Genomic DNA, 19,091 nt, shown 5'->3' on the forward strand with positions numbered 1-19,091 from the left:
TACTGCTGCCCTGACGGCAGTAGTGTCATCCCGAGCGCAGCGAGGGACCTTTCTCTTTTTCGCTCTCTCCCGGCAGCGCTCAGCTGAGCTCTGAACAGAATTCCTGGATGCGGCGGCAGCCTTCGCGCAGGCTCGCCATGTCGGTCGCGTACGAGATGCGGAAGTACGGGCTCATGCCGTAGGCCGCGCCCTGCACCGTGGCGACGTGCTTCTCCTCCAGCAACGCCGTGACGAAGTCGGTGTCGGTCGCAAGCTTGCGGCCGCCCTTGGTGGTCTTGCCGATGCAGCCCGCGATGTTGGGGAAAACGTAGAATGCGCCTTCGGGCTTGTGGCAGGTGATGCCGCGGGCCTGGCGCAGCATCTCCACCACCTCGTCGCGCCGCTTGCAGTAGTCGGCAGCCCGCTCGGCGATCAGCTCCTGCGGCCCCATCAGCGCCGCCGTCGCCGCGGCCTGGCTGATGGTCGAGATGCCCGAGCCGATCTGGCCCTGCATGTTGGTCATCGCCGCGATCATGGGCTTCGGCCCGCCGGCGAAGCCGACACGCCAGCCGGTCATGGCATAGGCCTTCGACGCGCCGTTCACCGTCAGGGTGCGCTCGCGCAGCCTGGGCTCGACCTCGGCGATGGTGCAGAAGCCGAAGCCGTCATAGACGAGGTGCTCGTAGACGTCGTCCGACATGATCAGCACCTGCGGGTGCGCCAGCAGCACCTCGGCGATCTCTTTCATCTCGGCGCGCGAGCACACCGCTCCGGTCGGATTGTTGGGGAAGTTCAGCACCGTCCACTTGGTGCGCGGCGTAATGGCGGCCTCGAGATCGGCGGCGCGCAGCTTAAAGTGGTTGTTCTCCGGGCACGACACCGGCACCGGCTTGGCGCCGGCGATCACCGCCTGGTCGGCATAGGAGATCCAGCCCGGCGCCGGGATGATCACCTCGTCGCCCGGGTTCACGCTCGCCATCAGCGCGTCGTACATGATCTGCTTGCTGCCGTTGCTGACCATGATCTCGTCGAGCGCGTAGTCGAGCCGGTTGTCGCGCTTGAACTTGTGCTGGATCGCTTCCTTGAGCGGCTTCACGCCGTCCTGCGGCGGATACTTGGTGTCGCCGGCCAGGGCCGCCTTGTGCGCTGCCTCGATGGCGTGGCTTGGGGTCGGGAAGTCGGGCTCGCCCGACGACAGGCCGACGATCTTGACGCCTTGGGCGCGCAGCTCGCGCACCTTGCGGGTCATCGCGGCCGAGGCCGACACCTTGACGTTCCTGAGACGCTCGGCGACTTCGAACATGGTCTTCTTCTAGTCCTTCTTGTTGATCACCAGAGCGATGCCGCCCAGGATCGCCGCCGAAGCCAGCAGCAGCCGCGGGGTTACCGGCTCGGCGAGTAGCATTGCTCCCCCGATCGCCGCAATGGCGGGAACGCTGAGCTGGATTGTGGCGGCGGAGGTTGCGCTGAGCGCCGGCAGGACGGCGTACCACAGGACGTAGCCCAGGCCGGAGGTCACGGCGCCCGACAGCACGGCGTAGAGCGCGCCGGCGAGGTCGCTGTCGACGCGGCCGAAGGTGCTCAGGATCAGCACGGCGGCGAATGGCACGGAGCGCAGGAAATTGCCGCCGGTCGCCGCGATCGGCTCGCCGGCCGATCTCCCGAGCAGGGAATAGACGCCCCACGCGACGCCGGCCAGCAGCATCATCACAGCAGCGGCGATCGGAGGCGCGGCGAGACCCGGCAGCAGCAGGCCGACCAGGCCGGCGGCCGCGACGATCAGGCCGACCAGCCGCAGGCCGTGGAAGCGCTCGCCCCGCCACAGGCCGTAGCCGGTCATGGTGAACTGCACGGCGCCGAACAGCAGCAGTGCGCCGGTCGCCGCCGTGAGGTCGCGATAGGCAAAGGAGAAGAACGCGGCATAGGCCGACAGCATGGCCGCCATTGGCCAGCTGCCCCCCGTGGTCGGGCGCACGCCGCGCAGGCGCAGAATGGCGACCAGGGTCAGCGCGCCCGAGACCAGGCGGATCGCCGTGAAGCTCGCCGCGTCGATGGTCGTGCTGGTGAGCGCCAACCGGCACAGGATCGAGTTGCTGGCGAACGCCAGCATCGCCAGCACGGTGAGAAGGACGACGCGCGGGCTGATGGCAGGGGGAGTCATTCCTCCCGAATACTCCTCCCCAGCTCCGCTGGGGAGGTGTCGGCGTCTTCGCCGACGGAGGGGTCATGAGCCCCAGTCGCGCTGCTCATGACCCCTCCGTCCGCGATTACGCGGCCACCTCCCCAAGCTACGCTTGGGGAGGAGAGAATGAGCGTCAGTTGTTGCCGAGATGATAGAGCTTCATCGCGTTGTCGCGCGTGAGCTTGCGGCGCACCTCGGGCGTGACACCGGTGAGCTCGCGATCGAGGAACTCCTGCGAATCGGGCCAGATGCCGTCGGGATGCGGATAGTCGGAGCCCCACATCACGTTGTCCTCGCCCAGCACGTCGAGCAGGCGGATGCCGATCGGGTCGGTCTGGTAGGTGGCGTAGAATTGCCGGTACCAGTACTCGCTCGGCTTTATCTTGAGCTCGAGATCCTTGAACTGGTCCTCCCATTCGAGGTCCATATGCTGCAGAACGTAGGGGATCCAGCCCAATCCCGCCTCGCCGATCACGATCTTGAGGTTGGGATAGCGCTCGGGCGCGCCGGAGTAGATCAGCGACATCAGCATGTAGCTCATGTGCATCTGGAAGTTGGTGATCTGTGCGGCCTGCACGCGGCGCACGACGTAGTGCGGCAGCTTGCTGGTGTCGGGCGAGCGGCCGCCGATCGTGTGGAAGTGCACGGGGATGCCGGTCTCGTGGGCGCACTTCCACAGCGGTTCCCAGAACGGATCCCACAACGGCGTCATGTCCGGCCGGTTGGCGACGTCGAAGCCGCGCACGCCGCGCTTGGCGTTGCGCATCATCTCGGCGACCGACTCTTCCATGTTGTAGCCGGGAATGTTGGCCAGCCCGATCAACCTGTCGGGCGCCGCCTTGCAGAAATCGTGCAGCCAGTCGTTGTAGATGCACAGCATTTCCAACGCGGCTTCGGGATCGTTCAGCCGGCCGCTCGAGCCCAGGACGCCGTAGAGGATCTCGGCCTGCACGCCATCGCGGTCCTGGTCCTTCAGCCGCAGCTCCGGCTCGGTCAGGCGGCGCACCCCCTTCTTGCCGTCGTCGTAGAGGCCGGTCGAGGCCATGCGGTCGGAACGATGGATCACGCCCGGCACATACTCGCGGCCGGCCGAGCCCATGCCGTTCATCAGCCCGAACTTGGCGCCTTTGGCGCTGACCCATTCCGGTCCCTTCGGTCCCTCGACGACGTGGGGCATGCGGTCCTTCAGCGCCGACGATGCATTGGCGGTGAACAGGTCGGGCGGCAGCCAGATCAGATCGACATGACCATCGGCGGAGATGACATCGTATTTCATGGCGACATTCCTCGCAGGCCAGTGACCGTTTAGACTGCGCCCCTCCACCTTTCGCTGCAATGGAAGAACGATGGACCGTTCGGAATGGCTCGCCTGCTTCGCGTCTGATCTGAAGCGCGGCGATATCGCGGCGGCAGCCGCCGGTTTCCACGAGACCAGTTACTGGCGCGATCTCGTCGCCTTCACGTGGAACATCGTGACCTTCGAGAGCCGCAGTGCGATTGCTGACATGCTCGCGGCGCGCCTGTCCGACGTGCGGCCCGACTCGTTCGAGCTCGAGGGCAGCGACGGCTGGTTCACCTTCACAACCTCGGTCGGCCGCGGGCGCGGGCACATCCGCCTGAAGGATGGCAAGTGCCACACCCTGTTCACCGCCTTGATGAGCCTCGACGGGTTCGAGGAAACCAGCGGGCCGACGCGCGAAAGCGGCGTCGAGCACGGCGCTTTCCGCGGCCGCCGCACCTGGGGCGACCGCCGTGCCGCCGATGCGGCAGAGCTCGGCATCACGCGCCAGCCCTTCGTGCTGGTTGTCGGCGGCGGGCAGGGCGGCATCGGGCTGGGCGCGCGGCTGAAGCGGATCGGCGTGCCGGCGCTGATCATCGACAGGCTGCCGCGTCCCGGCGATGCGTGGCGTCGGCGTTACAAATCGCTCTGCCTGCACGACCCGGTCTGGTACGACCATCTGCCGTACCTGCCGTTCCCCGATCATTGGCCGATCTACACGCCCAAGGACAAGATGGGGGACTGGCTCGAATCCTATACGCGCATCATGGAGCTCGACTATTGGCCGGACACCGCCTGCGTCCGCGCGGCATGGGACGAGCAGCGCCAGGAATGGACAGTCGAGGTCGAGCGCGCCGGCCAGCCGCATATCCTGCGTCCCAAGCACGTGGTGCTGGCGACCGGCATGTCGGGCTTCCCGGAGATACCGCGCATCCCGGGGGCCGACCGCTTCGCCGGCGCCCAGCACCATTCCAGCCAGCACGCCGGCGGCGAAGGCTGGCAGGGCAAGCGTTGCGTCGTCGTCGGCTCGAACAATTCGGCGCACGACATTGCCGCCGACCTCTGGGAGCACGGCGCCCACGTCACCATGATCCAGCGCTCGCCGACCCTGGTGGCGCGCGCCGAGACCCTGGCGCGATTCCGCACGCTCTATTCGGAAACCGCGGTGAAGGCCGGGATCACGACCGATCATGCTGATCTCACCGTCGCCTCGCTACCCTATGCCCTGCAGCCCGCGGCCTCACGGCCGACGGTCGAGCAGATCAAGCGCGACGACGCCGAGTTCTATGCCCGGCTTGCCGCTGCCGGCTTCAAGCTCACCCACGGCGACGACGAGTCGGGCATCGGGCCGATGTATATCAGGCGCGGCTCGGGCTACTACATCGATGTCGGCGCATCCGAGCTCGTGGCCAGCGGCGAGATCAAGCTCTGCTCCGGCGTCGAGGTGGCGCGGCTCACCGAGCAGGCCGTCGTGCTGACGGATGGTCGCGAGATCACCGCCGACCTCGTCGTCTATGCCACCGGCTATGGCTCGATGAACCAATGGGCGGCAGCGTTGATCTCGCAGGAGGTCGCCGACAAGGTCGGCAAGTGCTGGGGACTAGGCTCGCAGACCGCCAAGGATCCCGGCCCGTGGGAAGGCGAGCTGCGCAACATGTGGAAGCCGACGGCGCAGGATGGCCTGTGGTTCCACGGCGGCAATCTCGCCCAGTCGCGCCATTACTCGCGCTACCTCGCCCTGCAGCTCAAGGCGCGTCTCGAGGGCCTGCCGACGCCGGTCTATGGTCGCGGCCCGGTGCATCACAGGGAATAGGAGACGGTGCTCGCCGTCCCGTAACATCGACTTTCAGTCGTCCCGAGTCCGACGCTTAGGAGCAAGCGTCGTAAGCGAAGGACCTCATCGTCGTTTGCCATAAAGTGCGCTTGTAGTAACGCTTTTCATCGCCGCCGATTGCCCTTAGCAGAGTTGTGCTTGCGGCACATCAGGGCGGCATTGTCGAGCCGACTGCGGCCCCCTTTGCTGTGCGGGTCGATGTGATCAATGGTGAAGTCCTCCCAGGACAGCTTCGTACTGCAGCCGGCGACGGCGCAGACGCGGGCATTCGCCGTATTCCAAAGGATACGGCGCTGCTCCGCGCTGAAGCCACGTTGCGTGTCTTTGCTGGCGAACAGGCTGCCGAGAATACCTCGTAGGACTTCTTCCCGTTTGCGGCGTTGGTTCACGTCGTCGGTCATTTGCGAGACAGTGATGAGATACGAGCGATACAGCTCCTGGTGCGGCTCGGCGCCTTTAGCTTTGCGCTGCAGCTCGCGCACTTCATCTACGCGAGTGGCGAAAGCCTTCAGCAGATCCCAAGCCAGCCGGTTGCGGTGCCGGTCCGTGAGGATCAATCCTTCTTGCTCAAATTTTCCGATCAGAACTGCAAGGGAATAAAAATCCGTCACTTGGCGTAGGCGCGTAGTCCTGAGCTGCGGAAACATTCTACGGACTCGGTTTAGGGCCGACGTCACCAGTCTGTTGGCCTTCCCGATCTGCCGTCCATCGAAGGATTGAGTTTTCATCACGCGGTCGAGGGCTGTCTTCTTGTTCAGAACGTCACCTTGCACCATCGACAGCATCAATTCGCAAATCAACTCTACATGCTTCATACGGCTGATATGACCGGAGCTGAAGACGCCGTTGTCTAGAAAATAGCGCTCGTATCGCCGAGCTATTTTAGCTGCCTCCTTGAGGAGGGGACTATTATAGTAACGGGCGTGGCGTTGCTCCTGACTGGTCAACGCTTTGCCGGTGGAGTTGATGCGCACGAACACATCGATGATGTCGCCAATCTCACCATCTACTTCAACTACTGGGATTTCATAGCCCGTGATGCGATGTTGCTCGCCGGCGCGGCGCAGCCAACTCCAATCCAACCAATCCGCTTCCTCGTCGCTCGGCAATTGCGTTTTAGTCCTGAAGCGACCGCGCATGTTGCCGGTGAACTTCAGAATCGACTCGAGGCGCTGTTTGCCGTCAATCACGTCGAACACGAGGTGGCCATTTTCCTCCCGACGGTAGAGAAAGATTGCTGGTAGTGGGTAGTTCCGCAGGATGCTGTCGATGAGCTTGGCTCGGTCGCGCTCGGTCCACACGGACTGTCGCTGGAACCCCGGTTCAAGATTTAGATGCTCGTTGTTGTAGAGGTTGATGAGATCGAGAATGCTTTTGGTACCAATGCGGTAGGTGATCGCGGCTTTCTTTGATGCGGCTTGAATTGTTCCGAGCATTCTCTCCCCCTAGAGAACGGTGCATTTTAACTCGAGGCGAAGATAGACCGTCTGACGCGCGTTCTCATGTGCATATTCCGCTAGCGTTTCATGCGAAACAAATCGGGTACGAGCACGACGCTCCTTTGTGCGTTGCTCCGGCACTCGCGGGCGAGCCGGATAGACCTCTCCCGATAGGACCGACCGCCGGATCGTAACGATCAGACCACTTGGACGGGAGCAGTGCCGAATGTCCTGTCAGAGCCCAACAAAGGTGTCGCCGTCGGGCACGGCTCATGCCGGCTTTCCGTTCGCGACGAGGAAATCGACGACCGCACGCACCGCCGGCAGTTGGCTGCGGTGATGCGGCATGAGGATGGTTGTCGTCACTTCGCCAGGCCTATCTCGCAGCGCGCGGCATGCCGGACCAGCCCGTGGACCTCGCCGATCATGACGGGCTGCTGGCCAACGAGATCGCCAGCACCTGGCGACTGCACCGCGACGCCGGGCGGGAGGTCGCGGGGACACCGCGCTTCCGGATGGCCGCGGACGAATCGATGATGCTGCTCGGCGCGGCGCTGCGGGCGCGACTGGAGCGCGAGCCGGCGTGCAGTTCGCGCAGGCTGTCGAGCACGGGCAGCTGGCGACCAGCGTTGGCCAGTACCGCGGTTCGCTGACGCTGGCCGAGGCGTCGCAGGGTGCGCGCCTCGCCGCATGATGCTGTGGCAGGGAGACGGCCGGCGGTTCCTGCGTATGATGGTCGGGGAGACCATTGCATGATCGCCGCCGTTGCCCGCGCCTTCCTGGCGCTGACCATCCTCTTCGCCGCGGGCTGCTCGGCCTATCTCGGCGAGCCCAGGGTGGCGAAGACCGACTTCCGCGCCACCCTGAACGGCGCCAGCGAGGTACCGCCCACCGACAGCCGCGCCTGGGGCTACTTCGAGGCGGTCTATCGCCCATCGACCAAGGTGCTGGAATATCGCCTGAATCTGGTGGGGCTCAGCAGCCCCATCACCATGGGCTACCTGCAGGGCCCGGCCGGGCCCGGCGAGAACGCCCAGCAGGTCGCGCCGATCAACATCCCAATCTACGACTACACGATCTGGGACGGCGTCACCTTGACCGAGCAGCAGGCCGCCCAGGTGCTGGCCGGCCGCTGGTACGTCAACGTGCTGACGGTGAACCATCCCGACGGCGAGATCCGCGGGCAGATCCTGCCGCTGAAGAAGTAGGAGGCTAGGTGTTGCTCCTGAGCCATCTCACGAGAGCTTCGAACCGGAACGAGTTCGTTTCGTAAAGGTTGGCGATAAAGCTGTAGGTTTCGTCGGCGGATTCTTTGATCTCAACGTTGTTGATGATCAGGAAGGTGTAGGTGGCAGCGAATGCCGTTCGCTTGTTACCATCAATGAAGGGGTGATTCTGGCCAAGGCTCTCCCAGAGAGCCGCAGCTTCTTCAATGATGTCGGCATAGTAGCCGATTTGCGGACGCGACAGTGCCGCATCCAGAAGGTTGCCGTCTCGGAGGCCGAACGAGCCCCCATACTTCTCGATTTGATCGGCGTGAATAGCGAGAACGTCGGCGACGGTGAGCCAGTCGCTCACCGAGCCAGCTTCTTGTAGAGCTCGCCGTATCGGGCATGACTGCGCTGATAGGCTTCCATGACATGATCCCGAGGCCGTCCAAGCTCACGCTTTTCGAGCAGGTCCCTCAACGCCTCGTCAACCAGCGCCTCGAGCTGTCGACCCTCCTTCTCGGCGAGTCGACGCAACGCTGCGAGGGTTTTCGCATCCACGCGCGTGGCGAGTTCCTCAAGGTCGCTGGCCATCATCCATGTCCGTAAACGGTACGACATTATGAGGGTTCGACCGCAGAGCCGCAATCGAGCTGCTGGACTGCCTAGTCGAACTTGTATTTCCAGCCGATCCAGTCAGCGAGGCCGCGGCCCATGACCTGCTCGAGGTCGTTGCCTTTGAGCCACGGCAGCTCCTCGGTGAACATGGTCACGCATTGGCGCCAGGTGCAGGGCATGCGGGTGATGTCGGTGCCCCAGAAGAAGCGCTTGGGGCCGTAGGCGTCGAAGATGCGGTGCAGCCCGTCGTGCAGGTTGCGGAACGGGTAGGGCTGGGTCGAGTAGCCCGGCGCGCCGGTCGCCTTGACGGCGACGTTGGGCAGCTTGGCGAGCGCGCACAGCTCGTCGAGCTTGCCGAACGCCGCGGCATCCTTCTCGAGCCGCAGCAGGCCGCAATGGTCGATGATCAGCCTGAGCTGCGGATGCGCCTCGGCGATCTTCTTGAATTGCGGCAGGAACAGGCCGGCCATGGTGGCCACGGGGAGCCCTTCCTTCTCGGCCGCCGGCCACACCCAGTCGAGCTTGCCCTCGTGCAGCGCCTTCTGCTGGTCGGGGTAGAGCAGCGCCCAGCGCAGGCCCATCATGCCGGGCTGGTTGCGCCAGCCGACGATGCGCTTGCGGCTTTCCGGATCGTCGAGCGGGAACTGACCCATCACGGCGAAGCGGTCGGGATACTTCTTTGCCGACTCGACGGCATAGGCATTCGAGTCGGGGTCCCAGCTGTAGGGCGGATGGATCAGCGCAGCATCGACGCCCGCCTCGTCCATCTCCTTCAGCGCCTCCTCGGCGGTGTACTTCTCGACCTTGCGATGCAGGCCGGACGGCGGTGTGACGGTCTTTGTCCAGATGTGGATCTGGGCGTCGATGATCTTCATGGCGTTTCACCCGGGGCGCTTGTCGTATGTGCTATCATTCTGCGCCGATTCGGTGGAGCAATTCCATGGCGACGACCGACAAGCTGTTCGCAGGCTCGATCCCCGAAATTTACGACCAGCTAGCCGCCGGGCCGGGTCGAGTGGAAGCAGGCCGACGCGCTGGCGCTGCCGTTCCCGGACGAGAGCTTCGACGCCGTCGTCTGCCAGTTCGGCGCGATGTTCTTTCCCGACAAGGTGCAGGGGTATCGCGAGGCGCGGCGCGTCCTGAGGAGCGGCGGACGATACCTGTTCAATGTGTGGGACAGGATTTCCGAGAACGAGTTCGCCGACGTCGTCACCGAGGCGCTTGTCGCGGTGTTCCCGCAGGATCCGCCGCGCTTCATGGCGCGCACGCCGCACGGCTACCACGACGTCGCGCGCATCCGGCACGAGCTCGAGGCGGCGGGCTTCGTCGACATCGCCGTGGATGCCGTGGACGGGGTGAGCAAGGCATCCTCGCCGCGCATCCCGGCGATCGCCATCTGCCAGGGCACGCCGCTGCGCAACGAGATCGAGGCGCGCGACGCCGCGCGGCTCGAGGAAGCGACCGAGCGGGCGGCGGAAGCGGTGGCTCGGCGCTTCGGCAACGGCGCCGTAGAAGGCCGCATCAGGGCGCTGGTGATGACGGCGCGCCGCTAGGGCTCGATCTTGCTTGGTTGAAACACAAGGACCTCACCGTGAAAAGCGGTCTGGCGGGACCGCGTTTCTGTCGTCCTGGGCGCAGCGAAGGACCTCATCGCCGTGTGCCGCAAGTGTGCTTTGAAGCTTCTGGCGACGAGATCCTTCGCTACGCTCAGGATGACATGAAGTGCATGCACCCGAGACGCGCGTCAGTTCGGCGTCGGCGAGGCCGGATCGATCAGGTTCTCCCGCTTGAGCTCGCTCCACAGCTCGCTCGGCAGCTGGGCCGACATCCGGGACACGTTCTGCTTCACCTCGGCGACCTCGAGCGCGCCGGGAATGACCGAGCACACGGCCGGATGGAACAGCGGGAACTGCAGCGCCGCCGCGCCCAGCTCGACGCCGTGACGCTGGCAGATCGCCTCGATCTTCTGCGCCTTCTCGATCAGGTTGGCGGGCGCCGGGGCATAGTCGTGCGTGGCGCCGGGTTTCACGCCGCCTGTCAGGATGCCGGAATTGTACGGGCCGCCAAGGATCACCGAGACGCCGCGGGTCACGCACTCGGGCAGGAATTCGCTGAGCCCGCCCTGCTCGAGCAGGGTGTAGCGGCCGGCCAGCAGCATGCAGTCGAAGTCGCCGGCCTTGATGAAGCGCAGGCTGGTGTCGGCCTCGTTGATGCCGACGCCGATGGCGCCGATCACGCCGGCGCGGCGCAGCTCGTCGAGTGCCTTGAAGCCCGAATCCATCACCGTCTTGAAGCGCTCCTCGAGCACGCCGCGATCCTTGGTCGTCCAGAAATCGACGTCGTGCACCAGCGCGATGTCGATGCGCGAGATGCCGAGGCGCAGGTGCGAGTGCTCGAGCGAGCGCATGACGCCGTCGTAGGTGTAGTCGAACACCGGCGCGAAGCCCGGCAGGCCGTTGTCGCGGAAATCGGCTGGCGGCTGCTCGCCGGGCTTCATGGCGTGGACGATGCGGCCGATCTTGGTCGACAGGACGTAGCTGTCGCGCGGCTTGCCGCGCAGCGCCGCGCCCATGCGCAGCTCGCTGCGCCCGTAGCCGTAGTAGGGCGAGGTGTCGAAGTAGCGGACGCCGGCCTCGTAGCCCTGGTTGGTGATCGCCAGCGCTTTGGACTCCGAGATCCTGGCGCGAAAGCCGCCCATCGGCGCGCCGCCGAGGCCGAGCGTGGTGACCTCGACCTTGGTGCGGCCGACCTGGCGGCGGGGAAGGTTGGTCATCAGGCAGCCTCCTGGGCGACGGTCGGCCCGTCGCTGCGTGTGGTCGTGCGGCGCATGTCGCGCACGATATTGAGATCGTCGAAGCGGCGCACGCGGTGCATCGTCGTGCGGTTGTCCCAGATCACCAGATCGTGCTGCGTCCAGCGATGGACGTAGACGAATTTGGGTTGCGTGGCGTGCTCGATCAGGTCGCGGATGAAGGCCATCGCCTCGGGCCTCGGCCAGCCGACGATGGCGCCGATATGGGCCGACAGGAACAAGGACTTGTGGCCGGTCACTGGATGCGTGCGCACCAGCCGTTGCAGCACCGGCCGCATCGACACCCGCTCGTCCGGAAGGAATTCCGAGAAGCCGAGTTGCTGCCGTGAATAGATCAGCGAATGCTCGCAGACCAGGGTCTCGACCTCGGCCTTGGTGCGCGCATCGAGCGTGTCGTAGGCGGCGCGCATGTCGGCGAACTCGGTGTTGCCGCCTTCCGTCGTGACGATGCGGCCGCTCAGGATCGAGTAGCGCGCCGGCACGGCGCGGAACGAGGCATCGGAATGCCACAGCCGGTTGCCGAGCGAGGCCATGCGCCGGCGGTTGTCGCGTGCCAGCATGGTGCCATCCCGGTCGAGGTTGGAGACGTCGGCGAAGGTCGGCGCGAGGCGCAGCTCGGCATTGCGCACCGTGCTGTTGGCGCCTTCCTCGAGCAGCCCGAAATTGCGCGTGAAGGCAAGCTGCTGCCCGTCGGTGATGGCCTGTCCGGGCAGCACGAGGACGGCGTGGCGGTCCATGCCGGCTTCCACAGCGGCTACCTCGGCCGGCGTGATCGGCCTGCCGGCATCGATGCCGGTCAGGCGTGCGCCGATATGCGGCGTGAGAGGTGTGATCGCGAGCGACATGCGCCGACTATAGCGCCGTCGGGTCATGCGTGGGAGGAAACTCTCCTCTGTCATCCGTAGCCTAGCGTCTTCTCGTCATCCTGAGCGCAGCGAAGGATCTCATCGCCAGTCGCTTCAGAGGTTCGGTTGGATACGGCGATGAGATCCTTCGCTGCGCTCAGGATGACAGGATTACCTCAACGCCGCGGCGATGTTGCCGCCGTCGACGGTGATCACCGCGCCGGTGCTCTTGGAGGCCTTGGCGAGCGCCACGAAGGATTGCGCGACGTCGTCGGCGGTCACCTCGAGGCCGAGCAGGTTGCCGCCCATGTAGTCGGCTTCGCTCAGCCCGCGTGCCTTGGAGCGCTGGGCGATCATGGCGTCGGTCAGCAGGCCGGAGCGGATGCGGTCGGCGTTGACGGCGTTCGAGCGGATGCCGTCGGCGCCATGGTCGAGCGCGTACTGGCGCATCAGGAACAGGGTCGCTGCCTTGGGCAGGCCATAGGGACCGAAATCGGGACCCGGATTGACTGCCTGCTTGGAGGTGTTGAACAGCAGGCAGCCGCCCAGGCCCTGGGCGCGCATCACCCGCACGGCGTTCTGCGCCACGCTCTGATGGGCCCAGAAATTGAGCTCGAAGCTCTTGCGCAAGGTCGCCTCGTCGACGTCGCCGATCTTTCCCTGCCACGCTGCGCCGGCGTTGGAGACGACGATGTCGACGCCGCCATAGGTCGCGGCGATGCGATCGAAGGCGGCGCGCACCTCGGCCGGATTGGTGACGTCGCACGCGAGAGCGAAGCCTTTCACCTTGCTGGCGATCTCGCTGGCGCGCGTAGAATCCTGGTCGATCACCACCAGCTCGGCGCCCTCGCGGGCGAAGGCCTGCGCTGTCGCGGCACCGATGCCCGAGCCGCCGCCGGTCACCACGACGATGCGCCGCGCCAGCGGCTTCTCCGCTTCGGCGCCGAGCTTGGCCTGCTCGAGCGACCAGTATTCGATGTCGAAGATGTCGGGCTCGGGTATGCACTGATAGGTGCCGAGCCGCTCGGCGTCGGCCACCACCTCGACCGTGGTCTCGGCGAGGTCGGCGGCGATCTTCGCATCCTTCGACGACTTGCCCAGCCCGAACAGGCCGAGCCCCGGCACCAGCACGACGCGCGGCATCGGGTCGAGCTCGGTCTTGCTCGGCAGCTGGCGCGCGTTGTGACGCGCGAAATAGCCGTGGTAGTCGGCGATGAAATTGTCGAGCGCCTGCTTCGCCCCGGCCTTGAAGGCATCGAGCTTGCCGGCCTCGGGCGCCGGCACGACCAGCGGCAGGTTCTTGGTGCGGATCGCATGGTCGGGTGTGACCGGTCCCTGCTGGCTGTAGCGCCCGATCTCGCGGCCTCCGACATAGGCCACGATTTCCGGGCTGGTGCGGAACTCGAAGATGAAGCGCTGCGCGGCCTCGCGGCCGCCGCTCTTCGCCGGCAATGAGAGAAGACCACGCAGGATCGGCGCGACGTCGGCGGCGCCGGCGATCGCGCCGGGCAGGTTGGCGCCGGGGAAGATCTTGCGCGTCGCCTTGGCCAGCCGCTGCTCGGCCAGGCTCACCAGGTCGATCATGCGCCCGTAGGCTTCTTCCGCCGTGGCGCCCATCGAGAAGATGCCGTGCTTCAGCAGGATCAGCCCCTCGACGTCGGGATGGGCGCGCGAGACCTCGCTCGCCTTCTTGGCCAGCGCGAAGCCCGGCATGATGTAGGGCACCAGGGCGGCGCGCTTGCCGAACACGTCGCGCGCCAGTTCCTCGCCGTCGGGCTGGTCGGTCAACGCCAGCACGGCGTTGGAATGGGTGTGGTCGATGAATTTGTGCGGCAGGAAGGCGTGCAGCAGCGTCTCGACCGACGGGTTGGGCGACTTGCTGTCGAGCAGGTTGCAGCGCTGGATGTTGACCATGTCCTCGTCGGACAGCGCCTGCAGGCCGACCAGGCCGCCGAGCGGCGCCAGCCGAACCGCCGGCAGGCCGGGCGCCTCGATCGTGCCCATGTCCCAGCCGCTGCCCTTTACGCACAGCACCTCGACCGGCTCGCCTGTGACGTCGGCCACCTTGGTCTTCACGGAGGTGTTGCCGCCGCCGTGCAGCACCAGACGCGGCTCGCCGCCCAGCAGCCGCGTCGTGTAGACGCGCAGCGCCAGATCCTCGCCGATGCCCTTGGCGGCATGGCGGGCGATCGCGTCCTTGGCGTCGGTGTCGGACCACAGGTTTTGCATTGGATTTTCCTCTATGACGAGCTCATGGCGAGGAGCGGTTGCCAGGGCCGCCTTCTTGTCGTCCTGAGCAAGGGGCTTGCGAAGCAAGCGCCGTCAGCGAAGGACCTCATCGCCGTATGCCACAAGTGCACTCTGCAACTTCTGGCGATGAGATCCTTCGCTACGCTCAGGATGACAAGAGGAAGGGGCGCCCCCTCAATGCTCACTTTGGCCATGCGTGATCACGATCTTGCCGAAATGGGTCTGGCTCTTCATGTGCCGGTAGGCTTCCTTTGCCTCAGCGAAAGGAAACACTCGGTCGATGACAGGTTTGAGGCGGTTCGCCTCGATCGCCCGGTTCATCGCCTCGAACATCTGCCTGTTGCCGACATAGAGGCCTTGGACATGCAGGTTGCGCCGCAGGATCGGCATGGGATCGACCTCGGCCATGCCGGAAAGCAGGCCGATCACCACGATCTTGCCGCCGATGCGCGCTGCCTGGAAGGAGCGCGGCAGGGTGCCGGCGCCGCCGACCTCGACGATCAGATCGGCGCCGCGCCCGCCGGTGAGCGTCATTGCTTCCTTGTCCCAGTCGGGCGTGGCGCGATAGTCGATCACCGCTTCGGCGCCCATCCGGCGCAGGCGCTCGGCCTTGGCGGCCGAACTGGAGGTCGCGATCACCCGTGCCCCGAAGGCGCGCGCGAACTGCAGGGCGAAGATCGAGACGCCGCCCGAGCCCTGCACCAGCACGAGGTCACCCGCCTTGATCCGGCCGATCTCGACCAGCGCGTGCCAGGCGGTGACTCCGGCGCAAGGCAGGGTGGCGCCTTCCTCGAAGCTCAGGCTGTCGGGCAGCCGGACCACGCCGTCCTCCTCGAGCAGCGCCAGCTCGGTCAGCATGCCGTCGATCGCGCCGCCCATCGCCGAGGCGGTCGCCGCGTCGTCGATCGCCCCGCCGGGCCATCGCTGCATGAAGCATCCGGCCACCCGGTCACCCACCTTGACCCGGCCGACGCCGGCGCCGACCGCCACGACCTCGCCCGCGCCGTCGGACAGGGGAACAAGGTCGGGCTTGGGGGCGGCGCGGGCGGAGCTGCCCTGGATGGTCATCAGGTCGCGATAGTTGAGCGAGGTCGCCCGCACCCGCACCAGCACCTGGCGCAGCCCCGGCGCCGGATCCGGCCGCTCGACCAGGATGAGGGAGTCGATGCCCTGCGGCGTGGGGATGACGTAGCATTTCATGTCGGCTTACCTCTTCCTGTCATCCTGAGCGCAGCGAGGGATCTCACCGCCAGCAGTCTCGAAGTACGCTCCTGGCGGGCGGCGATGAGGTCCTTCGCTGCGCTCAGGATGACAAGGGGTTGGGCCGCTCACTGCCCGCCCTTCAGCTCGACGATGGTCTTGGCCATGACCGCTTCCTGGTCCCACGGGAACAGGATCCAGGTATCCTGGCTCACCTCGGTGATATAGCTGTCGACGGTTGGCCTTCCCGCCGGCTTGGCGTAGACGGTGGCGAAATGCGCCTGCGGCAGCATGGCCCGGACGGCGCGCGCGGTGACGCCGGTGTCGACCAGGTCGTCGACGATCAGCCAGCCCTTGCCTTTTTCCTGTTCCGCTGCAGTGCCTTTCAGCAGCTCGACCTTGGCGCCGCGCGCCATGCGGTCGTAGGTCGAGCAGCAGACAGTGTCGATCAGTCGCAGGTTCAGCTCGCGCGCGACGATGGCAGCCGGCACCAGGCCGCCGCGCGTGATCGCGACCAGCCCCTTGAACGGCCCGAGGTCGGCCAGCCGCCAGGCCAGCGCCCGCGCATCGCGATGCAGCTCGCTCCACGACACAGGGAACATCTTGTTGTAGCCGGCGCTGCTTGCCATCGATCGAGCCTCCCCCCGTGGTCCGGTTTGGCTTGCCGGACCGCAAACGCTGAACTAACACCTTCGACAGATGCAATGAAGGTTGTCGCGCGCACTTGAAGCTGGGACGGGGATCGCGAAAACATGGGAATTGAGCTGACACCGGCCTTCTGGAGCGGCCTCGCCCAGATCATCCTGGTCAATATCGTGCTGTCCGGGGACAACGCGCTGGTCATCGCGCTCGCCTGCCGGAACCTGGACAAGCGGCATCAGAGGCCGGCCATCCTGATCGGCAGCGCCGGCGCCATCGTCCTTCGCATCATCTTCGTGCTGATCGTCGATCAGCTGCTCAAGATCGGTTACTTGAAGCTGATCGGCGGCCTGCTGCTGCTGTGGATCGGCATCAAGCTGGTGCAGGGCGAGGAGGAGGGCGGCGACGGCGTCAAGGGGGCCGGCTCGCTGTGGGCGGCCATCCGCACCATCATCATCGCCGACGCCGTGATGAGCCTCGACAACGCCATCGCCATCGCCGCGGCGGCGCACGGCAACGTCACGCTGATCATCCTCGGCCTGCTTATCAGCATTCCGCTGATCATCTTCGGCGCCACGCTGATCATGCTGCTGCTCAACCGCTTCCCGATCATCGTCATCGCCGGCGGCGCGCTGCTGGGTTACATCGCCGGAGAGGTGTTGGCGACCGATCCGGCCTATGCCGAGTGGCTCGCCGCCAAGCTGCCCAATGCCAAGATGATCTTCGAGATCGGCGGCGCCGTGATCACCGTGGCGATCGGCTACCTCCTGCAGTATCGCGCCAGGCAGCGCGCCCATGCCGAGCCGATCGACCTCGCCAAGAAATCGTCGGGAAAGGAGTAGCGGCCATGGCCAAGAAAGCGATCCTGGTGCCGGTCGACGGGTCGGCAAACTCAGACCGTGCGGTGGCGCACGCGCTCGCGCTGATTGCCGGCGGCCTTGCCGCCGAGCTGCACCTCCTGAACGTTCAGCCGTCGTTCGGCGGCGCCATCTCAAGCTTCGTCGATCGCAGCCAGATCGACGCCTATCGGCGCGAGGAAGGCGACAAGGCATTGGCCTCGGCGGTCGCGCTCGCGCAAAAGGCCGGTGTTCCGGCCACGGTCCATATCGGCGTCGGCCGCCATGGCGCGGTGGTCAACGATTTCGTCAAGAAGCTCGATGCCGGCAGCGTCGTCCTGGGGACGCGCGGCCATACCGGCCTGGCCGGCGTGCTGATGGGCTCGGTGGCGCAGGACGTGATCGCCCATGTCGGCGTGCCGGTGACGCTGGTCAAGTAGCGCCTGAGGCCGATGGGCAGGCCACGGCTTGTAACATCGTCAGAGAGCACGTCATGCGCTGGGAGCGCTTTGGTTCTTGCCAAAGTGACGGTCCGATGTCGCCGCCAGACGCTGTCGGATGGGGACTGTCTCGTCGCCTGCGAAAAATGATGCAGGCGACGCGACCGCTGAGGGCCTGCGGTTGTTGTGCCGGTCCGGCCGGCGTACAACCCCGCGGTACCGCCAGGAGGTTCGCTGATCGTGGCCGACGAGTTGTGGCGACGCCAGACGCTCGCGCCTTACGCCACCCTGCCGTGGCAGAGCCGCGGCCGCCTCCATCGCGAGGCCGAGGCGCCAAGTCGCAGCCCGTTCCAGCGCGATCGCGACCGCATCATCCATTCGACGGCGTTCCGGCGGCTGAAGCACAAGACCCAGGTCTTCGTCTATCACGAGGGCGACCACTACCGGACGCGGCTCACCCATTCGCTCGAGGTGGCGCAGATCGCGCGCTCGATCTGCCGCACCCTGCGGCTCGACGAGGATCTCGGCGAGGCGGTGGCGCTGGCCCATGATCTCGGCCACACGCCGTTCGGCCATGCCGGCGAGGAGGCGCTGCACGCCGCGATGGCGCCCTATGGCGGCTTCGACCACAATGCCCAGACGCTGCGCATCCTGACCAAGCTCGAGGAGCGCTACGCCGAGTTCAACGGGCTCAACCTCACCTGGGAGACCCTCGAAGGCGCGGTGAAGCACAACGGCCCGCTGCTGAGCGGCCGCCGCCGCCTCGACGATCTTCCCGCCGCCATCGTCGAATACTGCCGCGACCACGATCTCGAGCTGTCGGGCTATGCCGGCCCGGAGGCGCAGATCGCCGCGCTGAGCGACGACATCGCCTACAACAACCACGACATAGACGACGGCCTGCGCGCCGGCCTGTTCGAGATTGCCGACCTGCGCGACCTGCCGCTGGTCGGCAAGATGTTCGGGCTGGTGGAGAGCACGTATCCCGGCATCGGCCAGTCGCGGCTGATCCACGAGGCGGTGCGGCGGGTGATCAACGCCATGGTCGAGGACCTGGTCGGCGAAACCAGGCGGCGGCTCGCCGAGGCGGCGCCGCGCTCGGTGGCCGACATCCGCGCCGGCACGCGGCCGCTGGCAGGCTTCTCCGAGCACATGGCGGCAACCGACCGCACCGTGAAGGCCTTTCTGTACAAACGCATGTACGAGCACTGGAAGCTCAACCGCTCGCACTCCAAGGCACGTCGCGTCGTCGCCGACCTGTTCCGCCTGCTGTTCGGCGAGCCGAACTGCCTGCCCTCGCCGTGGCGCGAGCGCGCCGAGCAGGCCGAGACCCCGGCCCGCGCCCGCCTGGTCGCCGACTACATCGCCGGCATGACCGACCGCTACGCCCTCGACGAGCACCGGCGGCTGTTCGATCTGTATACGTAGCTCTTTGCGGGGAGCGCGCCACTCCGATGGCGCTCTTCTTCTCCTCCCCAGCTTCGCTGGGGAGGTGTCCGCGTCCAAGGCGTTTGGCCGCTCTGCGGCCAA

General features: G+C 66.0%; 18 protein-coding genes and 2 pseudogenes. 7 read left to right on the plus strand and 13 right to left on the minus strand.

All coding sequences use genetic code 11. The features are described from left to right. Positions 1–79: 79 nt before the first annotated feature. The 3 genes from ACILR9_RS19405 to ACILR9_RS19415 form a co-directional block, all read right to left on the minus strand. On the minus strand, positions 80–1,282 hold the full coding sequence (locus ACILR9_RS19405) for a pyridoxal phosphate-dependent aminotransferase (protein ID WP_395711603.1): 1,203 nt from the start codon (positions 1,280–1,282) through the stop codon (positions 80–82). Between the two features lie 9 nt (positions 1,283–1,291). Continuing rightward, on the minus strand, positions 1,292–2,140 hold the full coding sequence (locus ACILR9_RS19410) for a DMT family transporter (RefSeq protein WP_395711604.1): 849 nt from the start codon (positions 2,138–2,140) through the stop codon (positions 1,292–1,294). A gap of 154 nt (positions 2,141–2,294) precedes the next feature. Next, positions 2,295–3,437, minus strand: a complete 1,143-nt coding sequence (locus ACILR9_RS19415) for an amidohydrolase family protein (RefSeq protein ID WP_395711605.1) — start codon at positions 3,435–3,437, stop codon at positions 2,295–2,297. A 70-nt stretch (positions 3,438–3,507) separates the two neighbouring features. Here ACILR9_RS19415 and ACILR9_RS19420 point away from each other — a divergent pair, with 70 nt between their 5' ends. Continuing rightward, entirely contained in the window at positions 3,508–5,253 is a 1,746-nt protein-coding gene (locus ACILR9_RS19420) for an NAD(P)-binding domain-containing protein (protein WP_395711606.1), read from the plus strand. 125 nt (positions 5,254–5,378) lie between these two features. On the opposite strand, the gene ACILR9_RS19425 is transcribed toward ACILR9_RS19420, so the two are convergent. After that, positions 5,379–6,710 carry an HNH endonuclease family protein gene (locus ACILR9_RS19425; RefSeq protein ID WP_395711607.1) on the minus strand — a complete coding sequence of 444 codons (1,332 nt, stop codon included), beginning with the start codon at positions 6,708–6,710 and terminating at the stop codon, positions 5,379–5,381. Positions 6,711–6,983: 273 nt separating this feature from the next. Further along, a pseudogene (locus ACILR9_RS19430) lies at positions 6,984–7,085 on the minus strand (LysR family transcriptional regulator); the annotation flags it as partial. Here ACILR9_RS19430 and ACILR9_RS19435 point away from each other — a divergent pair. Together ACILR9_RS19435 and ACILR9_RS19440 are read left to right on the plus strand one after the other, a co-directional pair. After that, entirely contained in the window at positions 7,070–7,366 is a 297-nt protein-coding gene (locus ACILR9_RS19435) for a hypothetical protein (RefSeq protein ID WP_395711622.1), read from the plus strand. The pseudogene ACILR9_RS19430 and the gene ACILR9_RS19435 sit on opposite strands and share 16 nt — an antisense overlap. Before the next feature lie 99 nt (positions 7,367–7,465). Next, positions 7,466–7,921 (plus strand): CHRD domain-containing protein, encoded by a 456-nt coding sequence (locus ACILR9_RS19440; RefSeq protein ID WP_395711608.1) that lies wholly within the window; start codon positions 7,466–7,468, stop codon positions 7,919–7,921. Positions 7,922–7,925: 4 nt separating this feature from the next. Here the strand turns inward: ACILR9_RS19440 and ACILR9_RS19445 are convergent, their stop codons facing one another. The 3 genes from ACILR9_RS19445 to ACILR9_RS19455 form a co-directional block, all read right to left on the minus strand. After that, entirely contained in the window at positions 7,926–8,291 is a 366-nt protein-coding gene (locus ACILR9_RS19445; protein ID WP_395711609.1) for a type II toxin-antitoxin system death-on-curing family toxin, read from the minus strand. Beyond that, entirely contained in the window at positions 8,288–8,515 is a 228-nt protein-coding gene (locus ACILR9_RS19450; protein ID WP_395711610.1) for a hypothetical protein, read from the minus strand. The genes ACILR9_RS19445 and ACILR9_RS19450 overlap by 4 nt, the downstream gene beginning before the upstream one ends. Positions 8,516–8,586: 71 nt before the next feature. Next, a complete protein-coding gene (locus ACILR9_RS19455) occupies positions 8,587–9,414 on the minus strand; it encodes an amidohydrolase family protein (RefSeq protein ID WP_395711611.1) in 828 nt (275 codons plus the stop codon). Positions 9,415–9,558: 144 nt separating this feature from the next. Between ACILR9_RS19455 and ACILR9_RS19460 the strand changes: the two are divergent. Then, a pseudogene (locus ACILR9_RS19460) lies at positions 9,559–10,092 on the plus strand (class I SAM-dependent methyltransferase); the annotation flags it as partial. Positions 10,093–10,283: 191 nt separating this feature from the next. On the opposite strand, the gene ACILR9_RS19465 reads toward ACILR9_RS19460, so the two are convergent. From ACILR9_RS19465 to gpt, 5 genes are all read right to left on the minus strand, one after another. After that, positions 10,284–11,312, minus strand: coding sequence for an aldo/keto reductase (locus tag ACILR9_RS19465; protein ID WP_395711612.1), 1,029 nt, complete (start codon positions 11,310–11,312; stop codon positions 10,284–10,286). After that, positions 11,312–12,196, minus strand: coding sequence for a TauD/TfdA dioxygenase family protein (locus tag ACILR9_RS19470; protein WP_395711613.1), 885 nt, complete (start codon positions 12,194–12,196; stop codon positions 11,312–11,314). The genes ACILR9_RS19465 and ACILR9_RS19470 overlap by 1 nt, the downstream gene beginning before the upstream one ends. Positions 12,197–12,367: 171 nt before the next feature. Beyond that, positions 12,368–14,425 (minus strand): bifunctional aldolase/short-chain dehydrogenase, encoded by a 2,058-nt coding sequence (locus ACILR9_RS19475; RefSeq protein WP_395711614.1) that lies wholly within the window; start codon positions 14,423–14,425, stop codon positions 12,368–12,370. A 195-nt stretch (positions 14,426–14,620) separates the two neighbouring features. Continuing rightward, a complete protein-coding gene (locus tag ACILR9_RS19480) occupies positions 14,621–15,646 on the minus strand; it encodes an NAD(P)-dependent alcohol dehydrogenase (protein ID WP_395711615.1) in 1,026 nt (341 codons plus the stop codon). 128 nt (positions 15,647–15,774) lie between these two features. Further along, the gene (gpt, locus tag ACILR9_RS19485) at positions 15,775–16,275 is read right to left on the minus strand and encodes a xanthine phosphoribosyltransferase (RefSeq protein WP_395711616.1); all 501 of its coding nucleotides are present in this window, start codon (positions 16,273–16,275) and stop codon (positions 15,775–15,777) included. Between the two features lie 123 nt (positions 16,276–16,398). On the opposite strand from gpt, the gene ACILR9_RS19490 reads away from it, so the two are divergent. The 3 genes from ACILR9_RS19490 to ACILR9_RS19500 all read left to right on the plus strand — a co-directional run bounded on the left by ACILR9_RS19490 (position 16,399) and on the right by ACILR9_RS19500 (position 18,989). Beyond that, positions 16,399–17,127 carry a YjbE family putative metal transport protein gene (locus ACILR9_RS19490; protein WP_395711617.1) on the plus strand — a complete coding sequence of 243 codons (729 nt, stop codon included), beginning with the start codon at positions 16,399–16,401 and terminating at the stop codon, positions 17,125–17,127. A gap of 5 nt (positions 17,128–17,132) precedes the next feature. After that, positions 17,133–17,561 (plus strand): universal stress protein, encoded by a 429-nt coding sequence (locus ACILR9_RS19495; RefSeq protein WP_395711618.1) that lies wholly within the window; start codon positions 17,133–17,135, stop codon positions 17,559–17,561. A 240-nt stretch (positions 17,562–17,801) separates the two neighbouring features. Beyond that, the gene (locus ACILR9_RS19500; protein WP_395711619.1) at positions 17,802–18,989 is read left to right on the plus strand and encodes a deoxyguanosinetriphosphate triphosphohydrolase; all 1,188 of its coding nucleotides are present in this window, start codon (positions 17,802–17,804) and stop codon (positions 18,987–18,989) included. Positions 18,990–19,091: the final 102 nt, after the last annotated feature.

Origin of the sequence: Reyranella sp., from assembly GCF_044224635.1 — a bacterium.
Lineage (GTDB): Bacteria > Pseudomonadota > Alphaproteobacteria > Reyranellales > Reyranellaceae > Reyranella.